Source organism: Rhodococcus sp. T7 (assembly GCF_009872365.1).
GTDB lineage: Bacteria > Actinomycetota > Actinomycetes > Mycobacteriales > Mycobacteriaceae > Rhodococcus_F.
This window is the reverse complement of the sequence record NZ_WXYH01000165.1, coordinates 53,640-77,556: the sequence shown is the minus strand read 5'-3', so window position 1 is coordinate 77,556 and position 23,917 is coordinate 53,640. Positions and strand designations below refer to the sequence as shown.

The 23,917-nt window shown below is 64.1% G+C and carries 19 protein-coding genes; 11 read left to right on the top strand and 8 right to left on the bottom strand.

Annotation, left to right across the window (positions count from 1 at the left end):
• Positions 1-125 precede the first annotated feature (125 nt).
• Both MLGJGCBP_RS17705 and MLGJGCBP_RS17700 read right to left on the bottom strand, forming a co-directional pair.
• The gene (locus MLGJGCBP_RS17705) at positions 126-1,466 is read right to left on the bottom strand and encodes a C40 family peptidase (RefSeq protein WP_160097288.1); all 1,341 of its coding nucleotides are present in this window, start codon (positions 1,464-1,466) and stop codon (positions 126-128) included.
• Positions 1,467-1,755: 289 nt separating this feature from the next.
• A complete protein-coding gene (locus tag MLGJGCBP_RS17700) occupies positions 1,756-2,802 on the bottom strand; it encodes a TIGR03617 family F420-dependent LLM class oxidoreductase (RefSeq protein WP_160097310.1) in 1,047 nt (348 codons plus the stop codon).
• A 179-nt stretch (positions 2,803-2,981) separates the two neighbouring features.
• Between MLGJGCBP_RS17700 and MLGJGCBP_RS17695 the strand changes: the two genes are divergently transcribed.
• The 3 genes from MLGJGCBP_RS17695 to MLGJGCBP_RS17685 all read left to right on the top strand — a co-directional run bounded on the left by MLGJGCBP_RS17695 (position 2,982) and on the right by MLGJGCBP_RS17685 (position 7,064).
• Positions 2,982-4,193 (top strand): acetyl-CoA C-acetyltransferase, encoded by a 1,212-nt coding sequence (locus tag MLGJGCBP_RS17695; protein ID WP_160097286.1) that lies wholly within the window; start codon positions 2,982-2,984, stop codon positions 4,191-4,193.
• A gap of 17 nt (positions 4,194-4,210) precedes the next feature.
• The gene (locus MLGJGCBP_RS17690) at positions 4,211-6,361 is read left to right on the top strand and encodes a 3-hydroxyacyl-CoA dehydrogenase NAD-binding domain-containing protein (RefSeq protein WP_160097284.1); all 2,151 of its coding nucleotides are present in this window, start codon (positions 4,211-4,213) and stop codon (positions 6,359-6,361) included.
• 76 nt (positions 6,362-6,437) lie between these two features.
• Positions 6,438-7,064: a TetR/AcrR family transcriptional regulator gene (locus MLGJGCBP_RS17685; protein ID WP_160097282.1), complete on the top strand. Its 627-nt coding sequence runs from the start codon at positions 6,438-6,440 to the stop codon at positions 7,062-7,064.
• Here MLGJGCBP_RS17685 and MLGJGCBP_RS17680 read toward each other — a convergent pair.
• Positions 7,057-8,013, bottom strand: coding sequence for an NAD(P)H-dependent flavin oxidoreductase (locus tag MLGJGCBP_RS17680; protein WP_160097280.1), 957 nt, complete (start codon positions 8,011-8,013; stop codon positions 7,057-7,059). The two genes, MLGJGCBP_RS17685 and MLGJGCBP_RS17680, sit on opposite strands and share 8 nt — an antisense overlap.
• Positions 8,014-8,470: 457 nt before the next feature.
• On the bottom strand, positions 8,471-9,868 hold the full coding sequence (locus tag MLGJGCBP_RS17675) for an MFS transporter (protein WP_160097278.1): 1,398 nt from the start codon (positions 9,866-9,868) through the stop codon (positions 8,471-8,473).
• Positions 9,869-10,035: 167 nt separating this feature from the next.
• Here MLGJGCBP_RS17675 and MLGJGCBP_RS17670 point away from each other — a divergent pair, with 167 nt between their 5' ends.
• Complete coding sequence (locus MLGJGCBP_RS17670; protein ID WP_160097275.1) at positions 10,036-10,926, top strand: LysR family transcriptional regulator; 891 nt, start codon at positions 10,036-10,038, stop codon at positions 10,924-10,926.
• Between the two features lie 29 nt (positions 10,927-10,955).
• Here the strand turns inward: MLGJGCBP_RS17670 and MLGJGCBP_RS17665 are convergent, their stop codons facing one another.
• On the bottom strand, positions 10,956-11,771 hold the full coding sequence (locus MLGJGCBP_RS17665; RefSeq protein WP_160097273.1) for an alpha/beta fold hydrolase: 816 nt from the start codon (positions 11,769-11,771) through the stop codon (positions 10,956-10,958).
• 152 nt (positions 11,772-11,923) lie between these two features.
• Here MLGJGCBP_RS17665 and MLGJGCBP_RS53760 point away from each other — a divergent pair, with 152 nt between their 5' ends.
• The 7 genes from MLGJGCBP_RS53760 (at position 11,924) to MLGJGCBP_RS17630 (ending at position 19,460) form a co-directional block, all read left to right on the top strand.
• Positions 11,924-12,442, top strand: coding sequence for a hypothetical protein (locus tag MLGJGCBP_RS53760; protein ID WP_328799547.1), 519 nt, complete (start codon positions 11,924-11,926; stop codon positions 12,440-12,442).
• Positions 12,443-12,683: 241 nt separating this feature from the next.
• Entirely contained in the window at positions 12,684-13,793 is a 1,110-nt protein-coding gene (locus MLGJGCBP_RS17655) for a LuxR C-terminal-related transcriptional regulator (protein ID WP_160097271.1), read from the top strand.
• Positions 13,790-14,986, top strand: a complete 1,197-nt coding sequence (locus tag MLGJGCBP_RS17650; protein WP_160097269.1) for a helix-turn-helix transcriptional regulator — start codon at positions 13,790-13,792, stop codon at positions 14,984-14,986. The genes MLGJGCBP_RS17655 and MLGJGCBP_RS17650 overlap by 4 nt, the downstream gene beginning before the upstream one ends.
• A 344-nt stretch (positions 14,987-15,330) precedes the next feature.
• Complete coding sequence (locus MLGJGCBP_RS17645; protein ID WP_160097267.1) at positions 15,331-15,783, top strand: ketosteroid isomerase-related protein; 453 nt, start codon at positions 15,331-15,333, stop codon at positions 15,781-15,783.
• A 33-nt stretch (positions 15,784-15,816) separates the two neighbouring features.
• Entirely contained in the window at positions 15,817-16,320 is a 504-nt protein-coding gene (locus tag MLGJGCBP_RS17640; protein ID WP_160097265.1) for a ketosteroid isomerase-related protein, read from the top strand.
• A gap of 2 nt (positions 16,321-16,322) precedes the next feature.
• Complete coding sequence (locus MLGJGCBP_RS17635; protein ID WP_160097262.1) at positions 16,323-17,897, top strand: AMP-binding protein; 1,575 nt, start codon at positions 16,323-16,325, stop codon at positions 17,895-17,897.
• A gap of 63 nt (positions 17,898-17,960) precedes the next feature.
• On the top strand, positions 17,961-19,460 hold the full coding sequence (locus tag MLGJGCBP_RS17630) for an aldehyde dehydrogenase family protein (RefSeq protein WP_160097260.1): 1,500 nt from the start codon (positions 17,961-17,963) through the stop codon (positions 19,458-19,460).
• A gap of 1,035 nt (positions 19,461-20,495) precedes the next feature.
• Here MLGJGCBP_RS17630 and MLGJGCBP_RS17625 read toward each other — a convergent pair.
• Genes MLGJGCBP_RS17625 through MLGJGCBP_RS17615 form a run of 3 tightly spaced genes read right to left on the bottom strand, consistent with a single transcriptional unit; the run spans position 20,496 to position 23,890 of the window.
• Positions 20,496-21,098, bottom strand: coding sequence for a TetR/AcrR family transcriptional regulator (locus tag MLGJGCBP_RS17625; protein ID WP_160097308.1), 603 nt, complete (start codon positions 21,096-21,098; stop codon positions 20,496-20,498).
• Positions 21,099-21,123: 25 nt separating this feature from the next.
• Positions 21,124-22,707: a long-chain-fatty-acid--CoA ligase gene (locus MLGJGCBP_RS17620; RefSeq protein ID WP_160097258.1), complete on the bottom strand. Its 1,584-nt coding sequence runs from the start codon at positions 22,705-22,707 to the stop codon at positions 21,124-21,126.
• A 28-nt stretch (positions 22,708-22,735) separates the two neighbouring features.
• A complete protein-coding gene (locus tag MLGJGCBP_RS17615; RefSeq protein WP_160097256.1) occupies positions 22,736-23,890 on the bottom strand; it encodes an acyl-CoA dehydrogenase family protein in 1,155 nt (384 codons plus the stop codon).
• Between the last annotated feature and the right edge of the window lie 27 nt (positions 23,891-23,917).

The window sequence follows — 23,917 nt, the reverse complement described above, 5'->3', positions numbered from 1 at the left end:
GTGGCTCGACCAGGGTGGGCTCAGGGTCGTGGTCGAGCCCGGTTCGGGTGCAGATCGCGGGTGCGGTGGTGCTTCCGTTCCGGCGGGAAGGAACACCCCGAGCAGCGTTGCTGGTCGATGTGGGCTCACACCACTCGCCGCGCTTTCATTCCGTCGAACACGGGTGCGATGCGAACCACGTCGCCGGTGGTGGGCGCGTGCACCATTTTGCCGTTGCCGATGTAGATGGCCACGTGCCCGGGCCCGCCCGGACCCCAGTTGCCGAACAGCAGGTCGCCTGGTCGGGCGTCGGCGAGGGGAACCTCGGTACCGACATCCCATTGGGTTTCCGAGGTGCGAGGTAGCGATACGCCTTCTGTCGTCGCGGCGTGTACGGCGTACGAGGTGAGTCCGGAGCAGTCGAAACCGCCACCGGAGGGCCCGTTCACGTTGCCGCCGCCCCATACGTAGGGAAGCCCGAGATAATGCAGCGCGGCCTCGACAATTCTGCCGCCGACGCCTCCCCAATCGCCGGACCCTGGATCGAGGATCGACGCGAACCGCGTTTCCGCTGCCCGGATCTTGGCCACGTACGGCTTGGTCTGATTCTCGTAGTCGGGGAGCCCCGAGGGCATCCCGCCCGATCGGCGGACCGCTCCGACACCGGCGTTGTACCCCGCGAGGGTCAGGTCCAGCGCATCACCCGAGACGAGGCCGGCCTGTTTCCATGAATCGATCTCCTCGTACATGTCGCAGAGAAGATGCCCGGACGCCATAACGGAGTCGCCGACAGCGAGTATGTCGGCCTTTCCGTCGCCGTCCGCGTCTCGCCCGTATTTTGCCCAGGTGCCGGGCATGAATTGGCCGGGACCGCGGGCACCGTCTGGGGAGACGGGCGCCGAGGCGCCATATCGGAAGTTGTTTTCCGCCGAGTACAACGCGGCCAGCACAGGGGCTTTGATGCCGCCGCAGATAGTTCCGGCCTTCTGAAACCAGGGGACGAAGACTGCGATTGTCCCGAACTGTGAGGCTGGCAGGGGGGAGGTGTCCGAGAGGGACGTGAGGTGGGAGGTCTCCGAGACCGCACGCGGCGGCGTGTCGGGTTGTTGGGCGGTGTCGTCGTTTCCGGGGATTGTCCCGTCGGGTTCTGGGCCGGGTTCGGGGACCGGAATCTCGCCCGTGGTGCTACCGGTACCGTCGGGTGGGGGAGAGGCGCCGTCGGGAACTGGTGGCGCGTAGGTGTCTATCGCATCGTGGACTGCATCCGCGGTATCGGTGATGGCTTGCTGTGCTGTGCCACGTGCCTCGGGCGGAAGCATCTCGATGGCATCGTTGAACTGCTGTCCGATCGCGGGTGCGGCTTCCGTGATCTGCTGTATCTGTTGGCTTCCATAGTCTTTCAAGGCCGGCGGCGCCTCCGATCCGTGTACCGCGCCGCCGAGTGCTGTGGCGACTGCGACGATGATCGCCGAAGGATCGACCGACATCTACTTCCTCCCGTACTGTGACCCAACTGTCTGAATCTCTCTGATGTGATCCAAGTCTCGCGGACCGGGGCGGTATGTTCCTCACACCATTTGGGGATTCGGGTCCACCTTTGGAGAGATTCCCGAGTGCCATACAGGATGGGCTCAGTCCCTTTCGCCTGTGGGCGAGGTGCGCCCCCTCGAATCGGACTCCTCGGCTCCGAGGGCTGCGGCGTCCCACGATCGGTCCGGCGGCAACGTCGTCAACGCCACAGGAGTGGGCACATCGGCGGGCCACCGCCTTCGCGGATCAGGGGGCGGTGCGCCGACTGTGCACTCCCGAGACGATCGCACTCTGGGCCGCCGCGTCGAGGGCGTAGGGGGTGTACAGGGTGAATCGGCCGATGATGTCGCCGAACCTGCGCGATATCTCGGCCGCGGCCGCGTCCGGCTCGCCGACGACCGCGAACGTGCGCAGGATGGTGTCGTCGATCAGCCGTGTCATGGACTCCCAGTCGTCGAGCTTGGACAGCCGGTGGAGCTCGGCCTGTAAGTCGCCCCAACCGTGGAGGTCGAGCACCGCCCGGTACGCGGGGGTGGACCCGTAGAAGGCGATCTGTTTGCGTACAGCGGTTGCCGCTTCCTCGAACTGTCGTTCATCTGATCCGGTGACAACGAGCCCGGGATACGACAATGTGAAGTCCTCGAAGGATTTTCCGGCCTTGCCGAGTGCCGACTCGATCTGCGGGACGGTCACCTCCCGTAGGTACCGTTCGGTGGTGAAACCGTGCACCAGCATCCCGTCCGCGACCTCGGCGGCGACGGATGTCATCTGCGGGCCCACAGCGGCGATCATCACTTGGGGAGGCCCGAATTCGTTCCGCGGAGGGCGGAACATCGGCGTCATCAGGGTGTGGCTGTAGTAGTCGCCCCGGAAGTCGAGGGGCGTCTGGTTTTGCCAACTCTCCCAGATGGCATGGAGTGCATTGACGAACTCCCGCATCCGCGGCGCGGGCGCGGACCACGGCATGCTGAATCGGCGCTCGATGTGCGGCTTGATTTGCGAACCCAGCCCGAGCGTGAATCTTCCGGAGCTGAAGGATTGCATATCGTTGGCCACCGTGGCGAGAGTCATCGGACTGCGCGCGAATGCCACTGCGATCGCGGTGCCCACGTGGAGTCGGGGCGCGTTCTCTGCGGCGAGGAGGAGTGGCAGGAACGGGTCGCGACTGACCTCCGTCGACCACACCCCGTCGAAGCCGACCCGCTCGGCCAGTCCCACCTGCTCGTGTATCTCGTGAAGGTTCGCTCCTCCCGTCCCGTCGATGGATCCGCCGATGTTGCCGTCGATCAGCATTCGAACTCCCTGCATCCAACATCCAGTCAGTGTTGACTGGATGTTGATTCGACGATACCGTGAGCGAACGGTCGGCGACAGTGGTTCGACCGCAGGTTCTTCACTTCGTCCTCTGTGGCTCTGCGCATCTCGAAAATTGCCTCCCCAGGGGATTCGTTCACGATTCGAGGAGAGTTGCCTTGTCTGAAGAGGCATTTGTATACGAGGCCATTCGCACGCCTCGCGGTAAGGGCAAGAACGGGAGTCTGCACTCGGTCAAACCGGTCGACCTCGTGGTGGGCCTGATCGATGAGCTGCGCGCACGGTTTCCGGACCTGGACCCAGGGTATGTCGACGACATCGTGCTCGGCGTGGTCTCCCCGGTCGGCGAGCAGGGTGGGGATATCGCCCGGGCCGCGGCGCTGGTGGCGGGCCTGCCTCTGACCGTGGCCGGACTGCAGATCAACCGGTTCTGCGCGTCGGGGCTCGAGGCGACGAATATCGCTGCACAGAAGGTCCGGTCGGGGTTCGAGAATCTCGTGATCGCCGGTGGTGTCGAGTCCATGTCGCGGGTGCCGCTGGGCAGTGACGGCGGTGCCCTCTTCAACGATCCGACGACCGCATACGATCTCCACTTCGCGCCGCAGGGAATCGGCGCAGACCTGATCGCGACGATCGAAGGCTTCAGCCGCGAAGATGTCGATGCCTACGCGGTGCGTTCGCAGGACCGCGCCGAGGCCGCCTGGGCCGGTGGATACTTCGCCAAGTCGGTGGTTCCGGTCAAGGACTTCAACGGTGTCCCCCTGCTCGACCACGACGAACACCGACGTCCGGGTACCACCGTCGAATCGCTGGCCTCACTGAAGCCCTCCTTCGCCGCGCTCGGTGAAAAGGGTGGATTCGATGCTGTTGCGCTGCAGAAGTATACGTCGGTGGAACGGATCGAACACGTCCACCACGGTGGTAACAGCTCCGGCATCGTGGACGGCGCCGCCCTGGTGCTGATCGGCAACGAGAAGGCCGGCAAGCAGTTCGGTCTCACCCCCCGAGCCCGGATCGTCGCGACGGCCGTGACCGGAGCCGACCCCACGATCATGCTCACCGCCCCCACCCCGGCGGCGCTCAAGGCACTCGACGTCGCAGGACTCACCGTCGATGACATCGACCTGTTCGAACTGAATGAGGCGTTTGCTTCGGTAGTCCTGAAATTCCAGAAGGATCTGGCCATTCCGGAGGAGAAACTCAACGTCAACGGTGGTGCGATCGCCATGGGACACCCGTTGGGAGCGACCGGCGCGATGCTCGTCGGAACGGTGGTCGACGAGTTGGAGCGTCGCGGCGACCGGCGCGCATTGATCAACCTGTGCGTCGGTGGCGGCATGGGTATCGCGGCCATCATCGAGCGAGTCTGAAAGGCAACGGCAACAACATGAGTGCAACATCAACCATCACCTGGTCGCAGGATTCGGACGGAATCGTGCTGCTGACCCTCGATGATCCGGACCAGTCCGCGAACACCATGAACGACCAGTACGTCGAGTCCATGGGCAACATACTCGACCGCCTCGAGGCGGAGCGTGACTCTGTCACCGGTGTCGTGATCACGTCGGCCAAGAAGACCTTCTTCGCCGGCGGCAACCTCAACGACCTGGTCCGTGCCACCGCGCAGGACGCTGTCAAGTTCACGAATTTTGCGAACGGGATCAAGGCCCAGTTGCGGCGCCTCGAGACACTGGGCCGTCCGGTGGTGGCAGCAGTCAACGGCGCAGCCCTCGGCGGCGGCCTCGAGATCACGTTGGCCACCCATCACCGCATCGCGGTCGATGCGAAATCGGTGATCTTCGGACTGCCCGAAGTCACGCTCGGGTTGCTACCCGGTGCCGGCGGAATCACCCGGACCGTTCGGATGTTGGGACTCGAGAAGGCACTGACGAGCCTGCTTCTGACCGGTAAGTCGTTGAGCCCCGCGGCCGCGAAGACCCTCGGCCTCGTCGACGACCTGGTAACGAGCGCCGACGAACTCGTCCCCGCGGCCAAGAAGTGGATCCAGGACAATCCCGAGGGCGGTGTTCAGCCGTGGGACCGGAAGGGTTTCCGGATCCCCGGCGGTACCGCGCTCAACCCGGCGGTGACAGCGAACCTGCGCCGCACCGTGGCGGGGGCACCCGTCGAGGCGCCCCGGGCCATTCTCGCCGCCGCCGCCGAGGGAGCGTTGGTCGACCTCGACACGGCGGCGCAAATCGAGACACGCTACTTCGTCGGGCTCGTCACCGGTCAGGTATCGACCAACATGATTAAGGCCCAGTTCTTCGATCTGCAGAGGATCAAGGCCGGCGGTAGCCGACCGGAGGGGCACCCCCGGTTCTCGGCGAAGAAGGTCGGTGTGATCGGCGCCGGGATGATGGGCGCTGCGGTGGCCTATGTCTCGGCGAAGGCAGGAATCGACGTCGTGCTCCAGGACATGTCGATCGAGTCGGCCCGAAAAGGAAAGGCCTACGCCGAAAAGTTGGAGGCCAAGGCGCTCGCGCGGGGAACAACGACCGAGGAGAAGTCCGCCGCGCTGCTCGCCCGGATCACCCCGACCGACAATCCGGCCGACTTCGTTGACGTCGACTTCGTCGTCGAGGCGGTTTTCGAGAGTGTGGAGGTCAAACAGGCTGTCTTCAAGTCGATCCAGGACGTCGTCGCCCCCGACGCGGTGTTGGGCTCGAATACGTCGACGCTGCCGATCACAACGCTCGCAGAAGGCGTCGCCCGTAAGGAAGACTTCATCGGTGTGCACTTCTTCTCCCCGGTCGAACGTATGCCGCTGGTAGAGATCATCGTTGGCGCACACACCGCACCGACAACGTTAGCGAAGGCTTTCGATTTCGCGCAGCAGATCAAGAAGACCCCGATCGTGGTCAACGACAGCCGGGGCTTTTTCACCAGCCGGGTGATCACGAAGTTTCTCGACGAGGCAGCCGCCGCGGTCGGTGAGGGTGTCGAACCGGTGATCATCGAGCAGGCGGGGGCCCAGGCCGGCTATCCCGCACCCCCCTTGCAGTTGCTCGACGAGCTGACGTTGACCCTTCCTCGCAAGATTCGGCAGGAAGCCCGTGCGGCGGTCGAGGCGGACGGGGGCGTCTGGGTCGAGCACGGATCGGAGGCCGTACTCGATCGGCTGGTCGAGGAGCTCGATCGTCGGGGCCGGTCGACAGGTGGCGGCTTCTACGAGTACGACGAGTCGGGTGGCCGCGTCGGCCTGTGGCCGGGGTTGCGCGGCGCCTTCCAATCGGGGAGCACCGAGGTCCCGTTCGACGACCTCAAAGAACGGATGCTGTTCGCCGAGGCCCTCGAGTCGGTGCGCTGCCTCGACGAAGGGGTACTGACCTCGGTTGCCGACGCCAATGTCGGATCCCTCCTCGGTATCGGGTTCCCTGCCTGGACCGGAGGCGTCCTCCAGTACATCAACGGCTACCCGGGTGGGATCGCGGCGTTCGTCGAGCGGGCCCGTGTCCTTGCGTCCCGGTACGGCACTCGTTTCGAGCCGCCCGCCTCCCTGGTCGCCAAGGCCGAGCACGGAGAGACCTACGAGTAACGGCGTCAATTACGATCGGGGTTGGCACCACTGTGGGCAGTGGTGCCAACCCCGTCGAGGGCTAATCTCCGAACGGATGGAGTTGATGTCGGTGTCGATCAGTGACGCCTCGGTCAAGCGCACCCAGCAAGAACGGACGGCGATCACGCGCAGGCAGATCCTCGACGCCGCAGTCGAGGTGTTGTTCCGTGACGGCTATTCGGCCGCCACTACGTTGCGGATCCAACAGGAAGCGGGAGTATCCCGTGGCCGTCTCCTACATCAATTTCCCTCACGCGAAGCACTTCTGGTCGCCGCCGTCCAACATCTCGCGACGGCGCGTATGGAGGACTTGAGGCATCGCGACGATTGGCCGCCCGACCCCACCGAGCGCATCGACTGGGCGGTCGAGATCATGTGGCCCACCTTCCACCAGCCGTATTTCTGGGCCGCGACCGAATTGTGGCTCGCCTCACGCGCCAACGACAAGTTACGCGAAGCGCTGCTGCCGCAGGAACGCCGTCTGGGCCAACTCGTCAGAGAGACGACCGACGTGTTCTTCGGACCGGAGTTGTGTGCACGACCGCGCTACGAATTGGTACGCGAACAACTCAACACCTCGATGCGGGGTACCGCGCTGACCTATGCGCTCGATCCGCGCGACCCCGCCACCGACCCGCACCTGCACGAGTGGAAACTGGTGGCGCGGGAACTGCTTACGTGACTGCCCGTACGCCGGAGTTGTCCCGCGCCACCGATCTGGCGCGGGATTCCTCGTATTCCCGGCCGGTCTTCTCGATGAGCGTGGCGACCGAGAGGACCGCATCCACGCCGGACACGCTGTGCCCACCACTCCAGGCCGTGCGGTTACTGAGCAACCGGTCCTGGCGGAAACCCTCGGATGCGGCATCGCTGGCCGCGGCGTCCCCGGCCTGCCGATCGACCCAGCACTTGAGCAGGCTCGCCGGAATGCCACCCACCTGGGTCGAGAGCACGACGTCGTCGAGGCTCGCCTCGACCAGCGCGCGCCGATAGTCGTTGTCGGCCTGACTTTCGTCGGTAGCGATGAACTTCGTTCCCATGTACCCGAGGTCGGCGCCGAGAACCTGGGCGGCATGCAACGCGACGCCGTCACTGATACCGCCGGCCAGAACGATGGTGCCGTCGAATCGCTCGCGGACGGCGCGGACGAAGGAGAACGGGTTTGCCCAGCCCGTCTGGCCTCCGGCACCCGCGGTCAGTAGCACCAATCCGTCCACACCCAATGCGATGGCCCGCTCCGCATGCTGCAACGTCGCGACATCGGCGTAAATCTGGCAGCCGATCGCGCGTAGTGGGGCGAGAGCGGGCTCGGGTGACCCGACACTGGTGATGACGAGTTCGACGTCGTGATCGACCAGGCACGCGAGGTCTTCGCGCAGTCGTCGGTTCGATCGGTGCACCACGAGGTTCGGCGCAAAGGGCGCCGACCTCGGAACCTCGCTCAAGGCCGTCTCGATCCGGGTGAGCCAGCGGTCGAGTTCGCCGGTTGTGGACGCATTGTGGGTGGGCACGGATCCCACGACGCCTTCGCGGCACGCCGCGATGACCAGGTCGGGGCCGGAGACCTCCGTCATCGGGGCGGCGATCAACGGAAGGGTCAATCGATTCGCCAACGCTTCGGAAATGGACACGTCAGTCTCCTTGAGAGCACCACGAGAGGCGGGGGTGTACACCTAAGTAAATGCCGAGAAATGGCGACGGTGCATGCTAGGTTGAAAATCAAGCTACAACCCCGGTAAGTAAATCTCAAGATACATCGTGTGCGTCGAAGGGGGCGGGGGAGCATCGACAAGCTAGCGCGCCCGAGGCGAGCTCGGCTCACGAGCACTCCACGCCCCCGGAACCGCAGGGCCCAGATCCTGGCCGCCGCGAGCGTCCTCCCGGCCACCACCTGACCGGCAGCCGGGGCGGGCCGCACTTTCTGCTGACCCACCGAACGCGCCGAACACAGCCACACCCTCGTCACTCAATTCCGCAACAGCCCCCGTGGTTAACAAGTACTCACGGGGGCGAAGCCCACCGAACGCCTGATCCTGCAACGTCACGTATGGGCGGCGCCTGAGGAATCGGCGCTCCGACGGCAGGCGCTCAACCTGTCGCCGACGAATCCGTTTGGGCAAGGACCTTGCTCGATGATGTCGCGTCCGGCTCGTAAGTTGTGTCGAGGTCGTCGAGTGACGCGTTCGCGGTCTCCCGTGCGGACCAGGCGCCGGCCGCTGCGACCAGGCACATCACGGCAGCGAACGCGGCCGGACCGACCCATCCGCCTGTGCCTTCGCCGGCGAGGGCGGCCTGTATCGCGGGGGTGAAGCCGCCGAGGAGAATGCCCAACTGCATCCCGATGGCCATGCCGGTGTAGCGCACCTTCGCCGGAAACTGCTCAGCATAGAACGACGCCTGCACACTGTTCGCGCCCGAGAAGGCGAGCATCAACACGGCCACGCAACCCGCGATCAGCAGAACGTTGCCCGAGGCGATCGCGCCGAAATAGGGGAACCACAGCGCCGCCACGAGGAGAAGGGATCCGGACATGATCGGCCGGCGTCCCACCCGGTCGGAGAGCCTGGCCCACAGTGGTTGTGCGATCAGGCAGACGATGCTCCCACCCATTCCGGCCAGCAAGAACTGATTGGCGCCCACGCCTGCAGTTCCGGTGGCGAAGCTCAATGCGTAGACGCCGAGGGTCGTGCTGACGACCGAGAGGAAGTTGCAGACGATCACACGGAGTAGGGCTTTCCAGTAGTCACGGAATACCGCCACCAGCGGAAGTGTGGACGTGTCGTTCGCCGACGAGACGTGTACGAAGCTCTCGGTCTCGGCCACCTGCGAGCGGACGTAGAGCGCGATCAGCATGAGTGGGCCCGCCAGAAAGAATGGCAGTCGCCAGCCCCAACTCATGAAGAGGTCGTCGGGCAAGCTCGTCGCGGCGACGAAGACGAGGCTGGCCAGCAGGCTGCCGAAGACGGTGCCCTGCATGGACCAACTGGTGTAGACGCCGCGTTTGCCAGTCGGCGCATGTTCGAGTGCAAGCGCGTTGGAACCGGCCTGCTCGCCGCCTGCAGAGAGTCCCTGGAACAGTCTCATGATGACGAGAAGGGCGGGCGCGAGCATACCCATCGCGCTGTACGTGGGCAGAAACCCGATGAGAAATGTGCTCAGCCCCATCATGTTCAGTGCCAGAGTCAGGGCCTTCTTCCGGCCCAGCCGGTCACCGAGCGTTCCGAATACGATCGCGCCGAGCGGCCGGGCGACATATGCGACACCGAAAGTCGCGAACGATGCGAGCAACCCGCCTGTCGTTCCCAGCGGTCCGAAGAACTGCGGTCCGAACACCAACGCTGCAGCGGTGCCGAAAAGGAAAAAGTCGTAGTACTCGACCATGCTCCCGAGGAACGCACTCGCGGCGGCCTTGCGGCCCATGTCGCGTGATCGTGCGCCGGACGTCTCGACTACGTCTTGCTCATCGTTCGTGTCCTGTTTGGTCATGGTGCCTCCTGAACGGCGTGACAAGGGGGACGGTCGGCGTCCCACCGGTCCAAATGGTCGAGCTGTGACGTCCTACACCAGAACAGTGACATGCGACATAAATATGCGTCCAATATCAGTGTAAGATTGTCGTGATCAAGATCGCTTATCACGGCCGGGGGAGTGGCGTGCAAATCAACTGGATGTACGCCTTTGTGGCGGTCGCAGAGGAACTCCACTTCGGGCGCGCGGCGCGGCGACTGAATATCGCCCAACCGGCCGTGAGCCAGCAGATCCAGAACCTGGAGAAGTTCCTCGGAGCACGGCTGTTCGATCGAGACAAGCGATCCGTCCGGCTCACCGACGCGGGAGAAGCCTATCTCCAGCCGTGCCGCCAAGCACTGTGGTCGATAGACAATGCTGCCCAGCAGGCGCGCAATGCCGGCACCGGTGAGTACGGCCGACTGCGACTCGGCTACAACGCGGGCTTCGCACATGACCACTTCGTCGACCTGGTCCGTGCAGTCAACGATGAATACCCGCATTTGGAACTCGAAATCGACGCATCGCGACCGAATGCCGAGTTGCTGGGGCTCGTGGAGGAAGGCGCCCTGGACCTCGCTGTTCTCGGTGGCCCGGTATCCGGGACGCGCCTGGCCCGGCAGGTCGTCGCCTCGGTTCGCCTCGGTGTATTGCTCCACGCCGGCCATCCTCTGGCGAAGGAGTCCACCATCTCGATGGACCGGCTACGCGAGGAGACGTTCGTTCTGATGCGTCCCGCGCCCGGCCGGACGGTGCGGCAGATGGTCGAGGAGCTGTGCGATGTGGCGGGGTTTCGTCCCCGGCGAATCATCGAAGTCAAGGACGCGCTCACCATTCTCACCTTCATCGTGGCCGAGATCGGCGTCGGGTTCGGTATTCACCCGGCTCGCACCACGACTCCGGCTTCGACGTCGCACATTCCCATCGACGAGAGTCGTCCCACCGATATCAGCGTTGTCTGGCGGAAGGGTGCCGAGACGCCTGCGTCGCGGAATGTGCTCGAATTGGTGAGGTCTCGGTCCGCACTGTTGCAGTGATGCGAACCGAGACCGTGGTGACTGAACTGCTACGCCGTCGTCAGGTTGGTGGCCAGAAGGTTCTCGAAGGAGGCGAGTAGCAGTTCCCGTTCCTGGTAGTACGCGTTGTGAGCAGCACCGTCGGCGATGACGAGGGTGCTGTTCGGGACCAGAGAATGGGTGTTTTCCACGCCGTGCATGATGAACGGTGCTTCCTTGGAGCCGGCGAACAGCAGCAGCGGGCTGCTGATCGCCTTCAGCCCCGCGGCTGTCCGATCGGCGGCGGCCGGGTCCTCGCTCAGGAATTCGTCCTGCGAGCTCGTCATCGGGCGTCGATGGCGTGCGGCCTCGATAGCTGCCGCGGTCGAGCGGACGCGGATGTAGCGGGCGTGCTCAACCGGGTTTGCCTCGATCCAGTCCGGCGTGAACGACTCACCCACGCCCAGCCAGATTCGTTCCTCGTCGTCCAGCGCGCTGGCGATCTTGTCGTCCATCGGGAGCAATGGCCACCCCATGCCGCAGACGACGAGCGCCCGAGCCTCCGCGGGGTGGCGCAAGGCCCACCGCAGAGTTGTCATTCCGCCCATCGACTGACCGAACACCACCGGACGCGCGAGGCCGAGTTTTCCGATGAACTCTTCGAGTTCGGTGGCCCGGTCGGCCATCGGACCCTCGCGTCGAGAGTTGGCAGAGTAACCGTGGTCGTAGCTGTCGTACGCCAGCACCCGGAAACGTGGGGCCAATGCCGCGATGATCGGTTCCCAGCACGCGGCAGCCGATCCGTGGCCGTGCACGAGGACGACGGGATCACCTGTTCCTGTGTCGGTGTAGTGAATGTCGTTGCCTGCGAGTTCTATCCAAGGCATGTTTCGTCTCCTGCCGGGCGCGGAATCAGAGGTACGACAAGTACACTGCCAACGTGACTGATAATAATCCAATACCAAGATGCAATCGTCTTGATCGTCATTCCTTATCAGGTGCGCTCCGCGCCCGCGAGTACTTATTGCCGCCCGAAGGGATGTCAAGCAGTCGCGAATGGACGAGGTCGCCGTCGCCGTGCAGGTCCACAGCGCCGGCGTCTACCGACTCTTCGATACGAAGGCCGATCTCCTGGCCGCCGTGGTCGACCGGGGTGCCGAACCACTGCAGTTGGGGCTGTCGCAGGCACTGTTCTCCGCGGACACACCCCGCGAGGCAGGCTCTGGACGCCGCGGTCGATGCGTACACTACTTTCGCGATGATCCATCACGACCTGCTGACAGTGCTGACCTGCGAGGTGCTCAGCCTCCCTCCCGCCCGACGACACGCGGTGCGCAGCGCACAGCACGACTACGTCGGGCAGTGGTTCCAACTGCTGAAAGAAACCCGGCCGGATATCGGCGACACCCAGGTGCGATTCCGCGTTCACGCTGCTCTGACAATCGTCAACGACGTATCCAGGACGATGCGATTGCGCTGCATGCCCAACGTGCAAGAACGTGTGCGCCTGGCCGCTCACCGCGCATTGTATGGCCGAGACCCCACCCCCCATAGTTAAGGGCAATTCACTACGGGCCCGCGTCCACGTAGGCCACGATTTCCGTGCATACCCCCTGACTAGGTGGTATTCCCTGCAGCTTCGTTGACAACAGTGATCCGGATCACCACAATGGCAGACATAAGTAAATCGTCAGCCACGAGATGGTGGATTGAAGGTAGGTGCAGTGCCGCAGCATCCCGAGGATGGAAGTCGCCGACATGGCGGCCATGGATGCCCCGCACCTCGATATGGAGGAACAGTGAATACTCCCGCCGCCCAGCCGTCCGTCGTCCACCAGCTGAGCGAGATGGCGGCCGCGATGCGAGAGATGGCGGGGGTGGAGTCCACCGAGACCCGAAACGTGGGTGACACGATCGATGAGGCCGGTGCTTTGTCCTCCATTCTCGGGGAGATACACCAAGCCCAGGACATCCTCTACGAGCAGGCCTGCCTGACTCCCCAACACGGCCTGGAACGAGTGCTCGGTTCGCTGGCCCGCCTGCGCTCGGCGGCAGCCCGGCCCGGCCAGTTCTTCAGCAGCTCTGCCGAAGAACTGGGTACCGCAGGAAAATTCGATCGGGTTCTGGTCTCTCGCATCCAGGGTTCGATGTGGATTCCCCATACCCTGCACCTGGTCTCCGAGGCCATCTCCGCTGCGCTGCGCAACTATCTGAGCGATCTCGAGATCCCCTTGAGTGCGTCGCCGCTCGAGGCCGATGTTGTACGGCGCCGGATCCCGATGCTGGTCAGCGATGCCGGTACAGAAACGCGGACGTATCGTCCGCTCATCAGGTTGTCGAGGACCACCAGCTATGTCGTTGCGCCAGTGGTGGTCGACGGAACAGTCGTCGCCCTGCTTCATGCCGACACGAATATCTCGGGGCGGGTGCTGACGCCCGCGGACCGTGACATCGTTCGGCTCTTCGCCGACGGGCTGGGACCGGTCTACGAACGGATGGTGCTCACCGAGCGACTGCGTGAGCAGCGTGATCGGCTCGGTATGGTCTTCAGCGCCACGGAAGCAATGATCGACGACGTTCACGGTGGCCCGCTGACCCTCGACGCCCCTATAGGGATGCTGCCTCCGGTGGCTGTCGATCCTTCTCGGGAGCGCGGGTCGACGGGCGGATCGTCGGAGGTGCCGGTCGCGGGGCGACCCGAACGGCAATTGACCCCACGGGAGGTCGATGTGGTGGAACTGTTGTCGAAAGGCGCGTCCAACGCGGAAATCGCCGCCCAGCTCACCGTCTCCGAGAGCACGGTGAAATCGCACGTGAAACACATCTTCCGCAAGTTGGGTGCCACCAACAGGGCCAGCGCCATCGCGCGATACGGGAAGATGAAACGCTCGATGGGACGGACGCTATGACACAGGCATTGCTCGGAACGACGCAGCCCCAGACGGCACGGGGATCCTTGCAGGGGTGGCGCCGCAAAGACATCGAGCTGATCACCCGACTGGAGACCATCCGGGACGAGATCTTCGCTGACGTCGGTTCGACCACTCTTCCGACGATCCGGCACGAGCGCCCCGCGCATTCCGCAGAGGCGATTTCAGTCCTGACACATCACTGCATCGACGAACTGCGACAGGCGGCGGGAGCCGACACGGCGAAGGTCGAGCGACTCACCAAGACGGTGCTCGACCTGCAGCAGTTGGCGATGGATTTGTACCTCAATGAAATGGGCCGCAGGACCGAGCGTCTGGCCGAGTGTTCGGCAGGGCTCCATCGGTTGCGGACCGTCCCGAGCACCTCCGACCTCCTCGACCGCCTCTGTGAGGACGTGGCCGTTCGTTGCGGATTCCGGCGGGTGGTGTTGTCGCGAGTCGAGGCGGGCACGTGGAAACCGTGGAAGGCATACCTGGGCGAGAGCGATGAATCTGACTCATGGTTCACCGACTGGATCGATCGCGGGATACCGTTCGATGACCGGGCTCCCGAGGCGCGGTTACTGACCGATCATCGGCCCGCGATCGTCTACGACACGGAGAACACGCCTGTATACCGGCCGATCATCGTCGAGTCGGGTCGCTCACGTTCGTACGTGGTGTCGGCCCTGGTCCTCGACACCAACGTTGTCGGCCTACTTCATGCCGACCATTCCCCGGTTCCGAGCCGGATCGACGAGATCGACCGCGACGTCCTGTGGGCCTTCACCGAAGGTGTCGGATACATCTACGAACGGACGTCGCTGATGGAGCGGTTGCGGAGCCAACGTGACCAGATCAGGGAGATCCTCTCGTCGACGGTGGCGACGATGGACGAGCTGTGCGAATCGGGGATGGCCTCGGCCGGACGGACCGACTTCGATCCTGCGGGAGCCGACCCGTCGGCGGAATTCGCCTCGCGCCCCAGCTTGGTGCCTCTCGCCGAATTCACCTCCCGCGAACAAGAGGTATTCACATTGATGGCGGCGGGGGCGACCAACAACGACATCGCCGAGTCCCTCGTCATCACCGAGGGGACGGTGAAATCGCATGTCAAGCACATCCTGCGGAAGCTCGGTGCGACCAACCGTTCACAGGCCATTGCCTGGTCGATCGGCAACCGCATCGAGTAATTCGATTCGACATCACCTCGTCAACGCCCCGCCGCCCGGCCCTCTGCCGGGCGGCGGTCGTATTTCCGATGCCGAACCATGCTGGCGGGGACGCCCGTTTCGGAACTGACGACCGCACGCAACCGCGTCGGCATTCCGGACCGGACCGGCCGGCCCGGTATCGACGCCCAACCGCATCTGGCGCCCTCCGAGTATCCCCCTGTTGAGGGGTGGGTTTCCTCCCCAAGTAAGTCGCCGCCGGTGTGACCTACGCAATACCTTGAAGGTGTTCCTGAAGTGAGCGGAGCATACCGATATTCGAGTATCCGCGGGAACTACGACAACCACCGAGGAGAGCGATATTCATGAGTCATTCCTTTGCTGTCAAGTGGCTGAAGGCCTTCCGTGAGAGCCCCGAAGCGGTCGTTGCGTTGTACGCCGACGGCTTCCTCTTCGAGGATCCCATCCTCGGCCAGAAGATCACCGACAGGGACGAGCTCCTCCGTGTCTTCGCGCCGTATGCCAACAAGGACACCGAAAATGGCATCGGCATCAACAACTTTCGGATCGACGAGGTCGTCGGCGACGAGAAGTCGGCGATCTACCGGTGGACCTGGAAGGCGCCCACGGCGACCGCGTTCGTCGGTGTTCCCGCCAACGGGAAGGTGCCCGGAGCGCGGGGAATCACATTCCACATCTATAACGAAGCCGGCCTCATCACCCGGGAAGCGAGCCTGTGGGACATCGCGACGGCAGCGGCGGACCTGGGACAGCCCATCGACCCGGCCAGCGTGACCAAGTCCGCTGTTCTCGTCTGACACCGACCCTGCGCGAAAGGAACTACCAACACCATGAGTAAGCACGAAGAGCACGCCCGGCGCTGGATCACCGCGTTGACCTCCGACACAGCGGCGACGGTCGCCCTGTACGCCGACGACCTGGTCTACGACGACCACGCCGATTCCGACCACGTCACCGACACCGCCATCACCAAGGATGAGCTGGCGCCGAAGCTCGCCCCGTACGCGAACACCGACACGGCCAACGGTGTCGGCCTGCACTCCTTCGAGATCACCGACTCGTTCCCGGTGGCGGGCGTGGCCGGAAACCCGGCCGTGGTGATCCTGTGGAACTGGACGGGCACGGGTCTCGAGACCTACAAAGGAGTTCCGACCCAGGGCAAGACGCTGTCCACCCGCGGCATCACCTGGCACCAGCTCGACAGCGCCGGACAGATCGTCCGCGAAACGACGTACTGGAACGATACCCCGGTCCTGCAGGAACTCGGAATCCCGATCGTGACGCCGGAGTACTGGGTCGAGGGATTCGACCCGTCCGTTCTCGTTGGATCCTGACCATGTGGGGGCCGTTGCCGGACGTACTCGATCGGGCATGTACCTACTACAAGGACAACGTCGCGATCGTCGATGGTGATCGGCGGGTGACCTACCGTGAGCTGCTCGACTGGCGTAACCAGGTAGCGAACGGACTCGTCTCTCTGGGGCTGCAGAAAGGCGAGCGCGTCGGCCTGCTGATGCCGAACTGCTTGGAATTCATTCCCACGCAGCACGGAATCTGGGCTGCCGGCGGGGTGTTGGTGCAGATGCCTACTCGTAATGCTGCCAACGCATTCCGGTCGAGCCTCACGCAGACCGATGCCACCACGCTGATCTATCACGCCCAGTTCGACGCAGTCGTCGCCGAGATCAGAGGTGACCTGCCGAAGCTGCAGACCGTGATCCGGATCGGGAGCAGTCCGGCTTCGGCGCCCCCTGAGATCGGCGAAGTGTTCGGCTACGACGGACTCTTCCGATCGCAGCCGACGGTTCGTCCCGAGGTAGAGATCGACGTCCACGACGAGGCGTACGTCCTGTTCACCTCCGGGAGCACCGGAGACCCGAAGGGTGTCGTCAACTCACACTTCACGTGGGGCCACTACAGCATCACCGCGGGCCTCGAGATCGGCGACATCGCGTGGGGTGAGGTCTTCGCGCACGGTGCGCCCCTGACGCACTATACGCAGATCTTCGTCATGCCGACGTTCCTGCGAGGCGGCACCAACGTGATGCTGCCCGGGTTGGACGTGGACAAACTGCTGAGCACCATCGAGCAGGAGAAGGTGACCGCCACCGCGGTCGTTCCCACCATCATTTACCTGTTGCTCGACCATCCGCGCCGCGCAGCGCACGACCTGTCTTCGCTGCGGACGATGGTCTATGCGGGATCTCCCATCGCACCCGACCGGCTGCGTCAGGCGCTGGACGTGTTCGGCCCGATCTTCATCCAGGCCTACGCCGGGACCGAACCGGGGTATGTATCCTGCCTGCGCAAGAACGAGCACCGTGTGGACAGCGAGGTGTGGATCAAGCGACTCGCCTCGGCCGGTCGGCCCCTGTTCCACGTCGATGTGACAATCCAGGACGAAGCGGACCAGGTGTTGCCGCTGGGCGAACCCGGGGAAATCGTGTCCCGGCAGCTGGGGCAGATGCTCAGTTACGTCGACGTCTCACGCAACGCCGAGGCACTGCGTGACGGTTGGGTGCACACCGGCGATATCGGTCGTCTCGATGAGGACGGGTTCCTCTACATCGTGGACCGCAAGAAGGACCTGGTGGTGTCCGGCGGGTTCAACGTGTTTCCGCGACAGGTGGAGGACGCCCTGGCCGGCCATGCCGCAGTGGCGCAGGTAGCAGTGATCGGAGTCCCACACGAGAAGTGGGGCGAAGCGGTCCATGCGGTCATCGCTCTCAAGAGCGGTGTCACGGCAACCGAGCAGGAACTGATCGATCACGTCAAAAGGGAGATGGGCAGCGTTCACGCTCCCAAAACGGTGGCCTTCGTCGACACCCTCCCGGTCAATCCGGCCGGAAAGATCGACAAGAAATCGATCCGTGCCCCGTTCTGGGAAGGGCGGGCTCGCCAGATCAGCTGACCATCGAAACCTTCGACACAGCACTGCTGTCGCTAGTCACATCAGAGAAAGAGGAGCACGCCGATGAGCGTCCCGCACTACTCGCTCTATATCAACGGCGAATGGGTTGATACCGGCGAGAACTACGAAATTCGCAGCCCTGCAACCGAAGAGCTCGTCGCCACCGTCGCCAAGGGTGGCGTGGCGCAGGTCGACGAGGCCGTCGCCGCGGCCAAGGCGGCGCACGAAGAGGGCACTTGGCGGCGTACCCCGCCTGCTCAACGAGCGGCCCTGCTCAACGATGTCGCAGGCAGGCTCGGCGGCCGTATCGACGAGCTCGCCGCGCTCCAGACACGTGAGAACGGCGCCACCATCCGGATCACCGGGGCCCTGCATATCGGGTTGTCGATCGCTCAGATGCAGTACCTGGCCGACCAGGCCGCCACCTACGAATTCGAGACGGCGGGCCCCGAGATCGGTCCGGTGCCGGCCGAAGGCATCGTCCGGCGCGAGCCGCTGGGTGTGGTGGCGGCAATCGTGCCGTGGAACATTCCGCTGCTGGTCATCGTGTGGAAGATCGCGCCTGCCCTCGCAGCGGGCAACACGGTCGTCCTCAAGCCCGACGAGCATGCACCCCTGGTGGCGCTCGAGTTGGCGAAGGAGTTCGAGGCGGCCGGGTTGCCGCCCGGCGTGCTCAATGTGGTGACCGGCGACGGCGAACCCGTCGGCGCGCACCTCAGCGGACACCCCGACGTACGCAAGGTGGCCTTCACCGGTTCCACCGCGGTCGGCAAGAGCATCCTGCGCCAATCGGCCGACACGGTGAAGCGAGTGACCCTCGAACTCGGCGGCAAGGGACCGAACATCATTCTCGACAGCGCCGACCTCGACACCGCGATCGACGGTTCGCTGTTCGCAGCCCTTGCCAACAACGGCCAGGCCTGTGAAGCCGGTACCCGACTGCTGATTCCTTCGAGCAAACGCGACGAGATCGTCTCACGACTGGTCGAGCGCGCACGCACACTGAAGGTCGGCGATCCACTCGACCCCGCAACCGGAGTCGGACCGATCATCTCCAAGGTCCAGCACCAGCGGATCCTCGACTACTTCGCGATCGCGGAAACCGAGGGTGCCAAGGCCGTGGTCGGCGGCGGCGTTCCCACCGGTCCCGGGTTCGACAAGGGCTATTGGATCGAGCCGACAATCTTCGTCGGTGTGACCAACGACGCCAGGATCGCACGTGAAGAGGTGTTCGGACCGGTCCTCGTCGTGCTCACCTACGACTCGGTCGACGAGGCGATCAAGATCGCCAACGACACCGACTACGGACTGTCCGCGGGAGTATGGGGCGACGAGGCACAGGCGATCGAGATCGCCCGCGAACTCGATGCCGGCATGGTGTGGATCAACGACTGGCACGTCATCCATCCCGCCTACCCGTTCGGTGGATTCAAGCAGAGCGGCCTGGGCCGCGAGGGCGGCCCGGACGCACTCGACGAGTACACCGAGGCGAAGTTCATCTCATTGAACCGCTCACCCGGTCCGGAAGCGCGTGCCTTCGCAATCGTGATCGACCCGGCCTGACATCTTGCCCCTGCACGATTCATCCCTCGGGATCGTGCAGGGGCTACAGGCGGGGCCTCGGTAGTGGAGGCGCAGCCACGCACGTCGGCGGGTCAACTGTGGAGCAAACGCCAGATTGCTTCGGTTCGAACACCTGACCGGGGACTGGCATCCCACCGCCATGAACATCGCAAACCCTGTCCGAATCTGTACCGAGTCCAGCAGCATCGTTGACCGTCCGATCAGATGTCGATGCGTAGGCCGGGATTCTCGAGGGTGTGTGAATAGCATCCCGATTCTGGGAGAAACCGATGCCCACACCCCCTTACGAGGCGCCGCTGAACCTGGCGATGCGCACTCTTGCCACATGCGGCCTGTGGGCATTGACGGCGCTGCTTCTGGCATATGCAGTCCGACGATCGCTTCGCGAGCGGAGTCCCTTGGGGCAGGATTTCCCACGACTATCGCCATAAATTCATCTCACCCATCTACTGGGTTGCTGTGGGGCACGGGTTTCATCAGCGTTGCCTTCGCAGCAACCGCGTTGTGGTGTACGTCCCAGATGCTAGTAATCCCGCTAGATCGGCACCCGCTCAATGCACCGTCAGATGTACTGCGCACCCAACCCAGCGCAACTTCGTAGCGACCGCGAGCGCGTCGACCAGCGCAATGGGTGGTCAACCTCAACACATTCGATGCTGTCACGATGCGTGGAAGCGCAATTCACGTCCACGCGATGCTGGATCACACGCAGAATCGCCATCCGATTCTGCGCACCGCCGAGCGAAGAGACCAAGAGTTGGCCTTTCGAGCCGGTGGGCACGCGATATTTTCTCCTGACGTGACGGACACCTCGGTGGGCCTCGTCGCGGTCAGCTGGCTGGCCGCGAAGGGTGAGGGTCTTCCCTGCGTCGCCGGTGGAGCGGCGAATCTCTTCCCCACGGCCCGGGGCCAGGCGAGATGGCGCACCGGGAGACGGTCCGGCGGCGCCTGACGAGCTGCCTCGACAGCGCATCGTGTGTGCGGATGCCGGGCCCACACACGCGTGCCCTGTGGCTAGGCCCGTGCCGGTGCGACGCCGAGGATTGCCAGCGCCGAATCTGCGAGAATCTGCCGTAAGCGATCGATGGGGAGACCCACGCTGTGGAACAGGGTGGACTGAATAGCGCCGATCGCGGCGTGCACCACAGCCCGGGCTTCTCCGTCGTCAAGGTCCGAGCGCAGTTCGTCGACCAGGTGCACCCACTCCTCGAGATAGAGCCGCTGCTTTCGGCGCAGGCGGCGGCGGTCGTCTTCGGGGAGGTTGTGGATTTCGTTGTGGTAGACCTGCGCGACCTCTCGTTTCCCAACAACGAATTCGATCTGTCCTTCGACCAGCTCACGCAGTGCCTGCTCGAGTCCGATGCCGCTGTCGAGGGTGCGCTCCGCGTCGTCGAGCAGGCGGTCTATCGCGCTGTCGAAGAGTTCGACGAGGACTGCGGACTTGCTGTCGAAGTGCCGGTAGATCGCTGAACCGGTGATTCCGGACGCGGCACCGATTTCGGCCATCGACACGGAATTGAAGCCATTGCGCGCCACCAGGTCGGCCGCGGCGGCCAAGATCCGGTAGCGGCGCGCCGGGTCCCGCGTGCGTACCGGCTCCACTCTGTCGTCGATCATCCCACTACTCTCCACCATCGTCGTATCACCTTCTTTCATAGTGCTCGGCAAACCTGTCCCGAACCACGTTCTTCTGGATCTTGCCAGTCGAGGTTCGGGGGAGCGCATCTACCACGATGATCGACTTGGGGGTCTTGTACGGATCGATCAATCGCTTGATCTTGTCGATCAGCGCCGCGGAATCGACCGTTGCGCCGGATGCCGGCACCACGACCGCGGTGATCGCCTCGCTCCAGCGATGATGGGGGAGCCCGATGACAGCTGCTTCCGCGATGTGGGGATCGGCCTGATAGATGGCGCGCTCCACCTCGAGGGAGGAGACGTTCTCGCCGCCGGTCTTGATGACGTCCTTGAACCGGTCGCTGAACCAGAGGATGCCGTCGTTATCGAATCGTCCGATATCGCCGGAATGGAACCACCCGTGGGCGAAGGCCTCGGACGTTGCCTCCGGGTTGTCCAGGTACTCGGTCATGGTGTGTGGGCTGCGGTAGACGATCTCCCCCTGGTCCCCCGCAGGCAGGAGTTCCCCGTCCGGTGCCATGATCGCCGCTTGCACCCCGATCACCGGCGTTCCGACAGCGCCGGTGTGGGTCAACTGGTGTTCGGGACGGAAGAGCGTGGTCGTCGGACTCATTTCCGTCTGGCCGAACAATAGGTAGAAGTCGCATGCAAAGACTTCGATGCAGCGTTCGATGAGATGCCGCGGCATGGGCGCCATGGCGTACAGCGCGCGGCGAAGGGAGGAGAGATCGCGGGAACCGATGTCCGAATGCTCGAGCATCTCGCTGTACATCATGGGGAGGGCGAAGATCTGGGTGATTCGTTCGTGTTCGATGAGCGCCAACAGGCGCCGAGCGTCGAAGCGGCGTTCGATGAAGACTGTGGCTCCGACGAGGATCGCGGCGGTGCAGTGGGTATTGAGTTGCGCGGTGTGGAACATCGGCATCATTGCGACGAACCGGTCGTCCTCGCGGAACTGAGCCTCGAGCGCCATGGTCATCGACTCGAGGTAGATGGCGGCGTGGTTTCCGACCACCCCTTTCGGGGATGAGGTGGTTCCGCTGGTGTATAGGTATGACAGCGGTGCGCGGTCGGCGATCACATGCTCAGGTTCGGAATCCGGCGAACCGCCAGCCAGTTCCGCGAAGGCGGTTACGGTGGGATCGCCTGCGTTGACGTCGCCGTCGATGAGAAAGATGTCAATGACGCTGACTGCATCGGCGAGAGCATCGTGGACTCGCGGTAGGAACTCGTTTTCGACGACAATCGCTCTGGCCGCGGAATGTCGGAGAACGTAGGAGATTTCGCTGGTGCCCCAGCCAAGATTGATAGGGACGCACACGAGCCCCAGTTTCGCGCAGGCGTAGTAGGTGACGAGGAACTCCGCGCAATTGCCGGACGCGAGTGCGAGCGCGTCGCCGCCTCGCAGACCGTGGCGGTGTAGGCCGTGTGCGACACGGTTGACCCAGCTGTTGAACTCGCGGTAGGTGAATCGACGGTCCCCGTCGACCAGCGCCAGTGCCGCGGGTCTGCGCCAGGCCGCCCGGGTGAGGCTGTCACCGACGTTGATCCGGTGGATCAGGTTGCAACCGATTTCGGTGGTGGACATCGTGTTCCTCAGCTCGTGGAAGGCGCTTTCAGTAGGACCGGGGAAGTTGCAAGCTGTGTTGGGCTACGTAGTTGAGGATCATCTCGCGGCTCACAGGGGCGATCCGGAGGAGCCGGGCAAGTCCCCACTGCGGGAGAAGTCCGTACTCGTTGCTCAGTCCGTTGCCGCCGTGGGTCTGGATGGCGGCATCTGCCGCCGCGACAGCGGCCTCGGCGGCTGCGTATTTCGCCACGTTCGATGCCTCGGCCGCGGGTTTTCCGTGCTCGTACAACCATGCGGCCTTCGCGGTGGCCAAGGCCGCCAGTTGCACCTCGATCTGCGCCTTCGCCAGCGGGTGGGACAGTCCCTGATGCATGCCGATCGGCTGGCCCCAGACCGTACGTGTTCGGGCGTACTCGGCCGCGCGGGTCAAGGTGAACCTACCGACCCCGACACAGATCGCGGCGCCGGTGATTCGCTCGGGGTTGAGGCCGTCGAAGACCTGGGAGAAACCCTCGTGCTCGACCCCCAGCAGGGCGTCGGCCGGAACACGAACATTGTCGAAGTGCAGGGTGAATTGCTTTTCGGGGAGCGCGACCCCGACTGGGAGCGCGTGTTTGACCAATCCCGGGGCATCGGTGGGGATCAGGAACAAGGACAGTTGTGCCCGGCCGGTCGCCTCGTCGTGCCCGGTACGGGCGACGACCACGAGTGCTTCCGCCTCATCGACACCTGAGATGTAGTACTTCGTGCCGTTCAGCACGTAGTCGCCGCCGTCGCGAACGGCGTGCGTGGACAGTTGGTGCGTGTTAGAACCCGCGTCGGGCTCGGTGATCGCGAAGACCACTTTGGTCTCTCCCGAGGCCATTCCTGGTAGCCATCGTTGCCGTTGGTCGGCGCTGCCGTATTTGGCGATCAATTCCCCGGAGATAGCGCTGGAGACGAGTAGGAGCAGGAGCGGACAGCCGTGGGCGGCGGTTTCCTCGCAGACCAGTGCCAGCTCCGTCATGCCGGCGCCGCCCCCGCCGTACTCTTCGGGGAGGTTGATTCCGATGAATCCGCTGCTTCCGAGTGCCTTCCATAATTCTGTGGTCGGTTCGTGGGCCAATGCGTGGCGGGTGTAATAGTCGGGACCGAACTTGGTGGTGATGGCGGCGACCGCCTCGCGGATCGCGACGTGCTCGTCGGATTCGGTGAACTCCATGGTGATTCCTCGGGTGAGGGCGGCGGT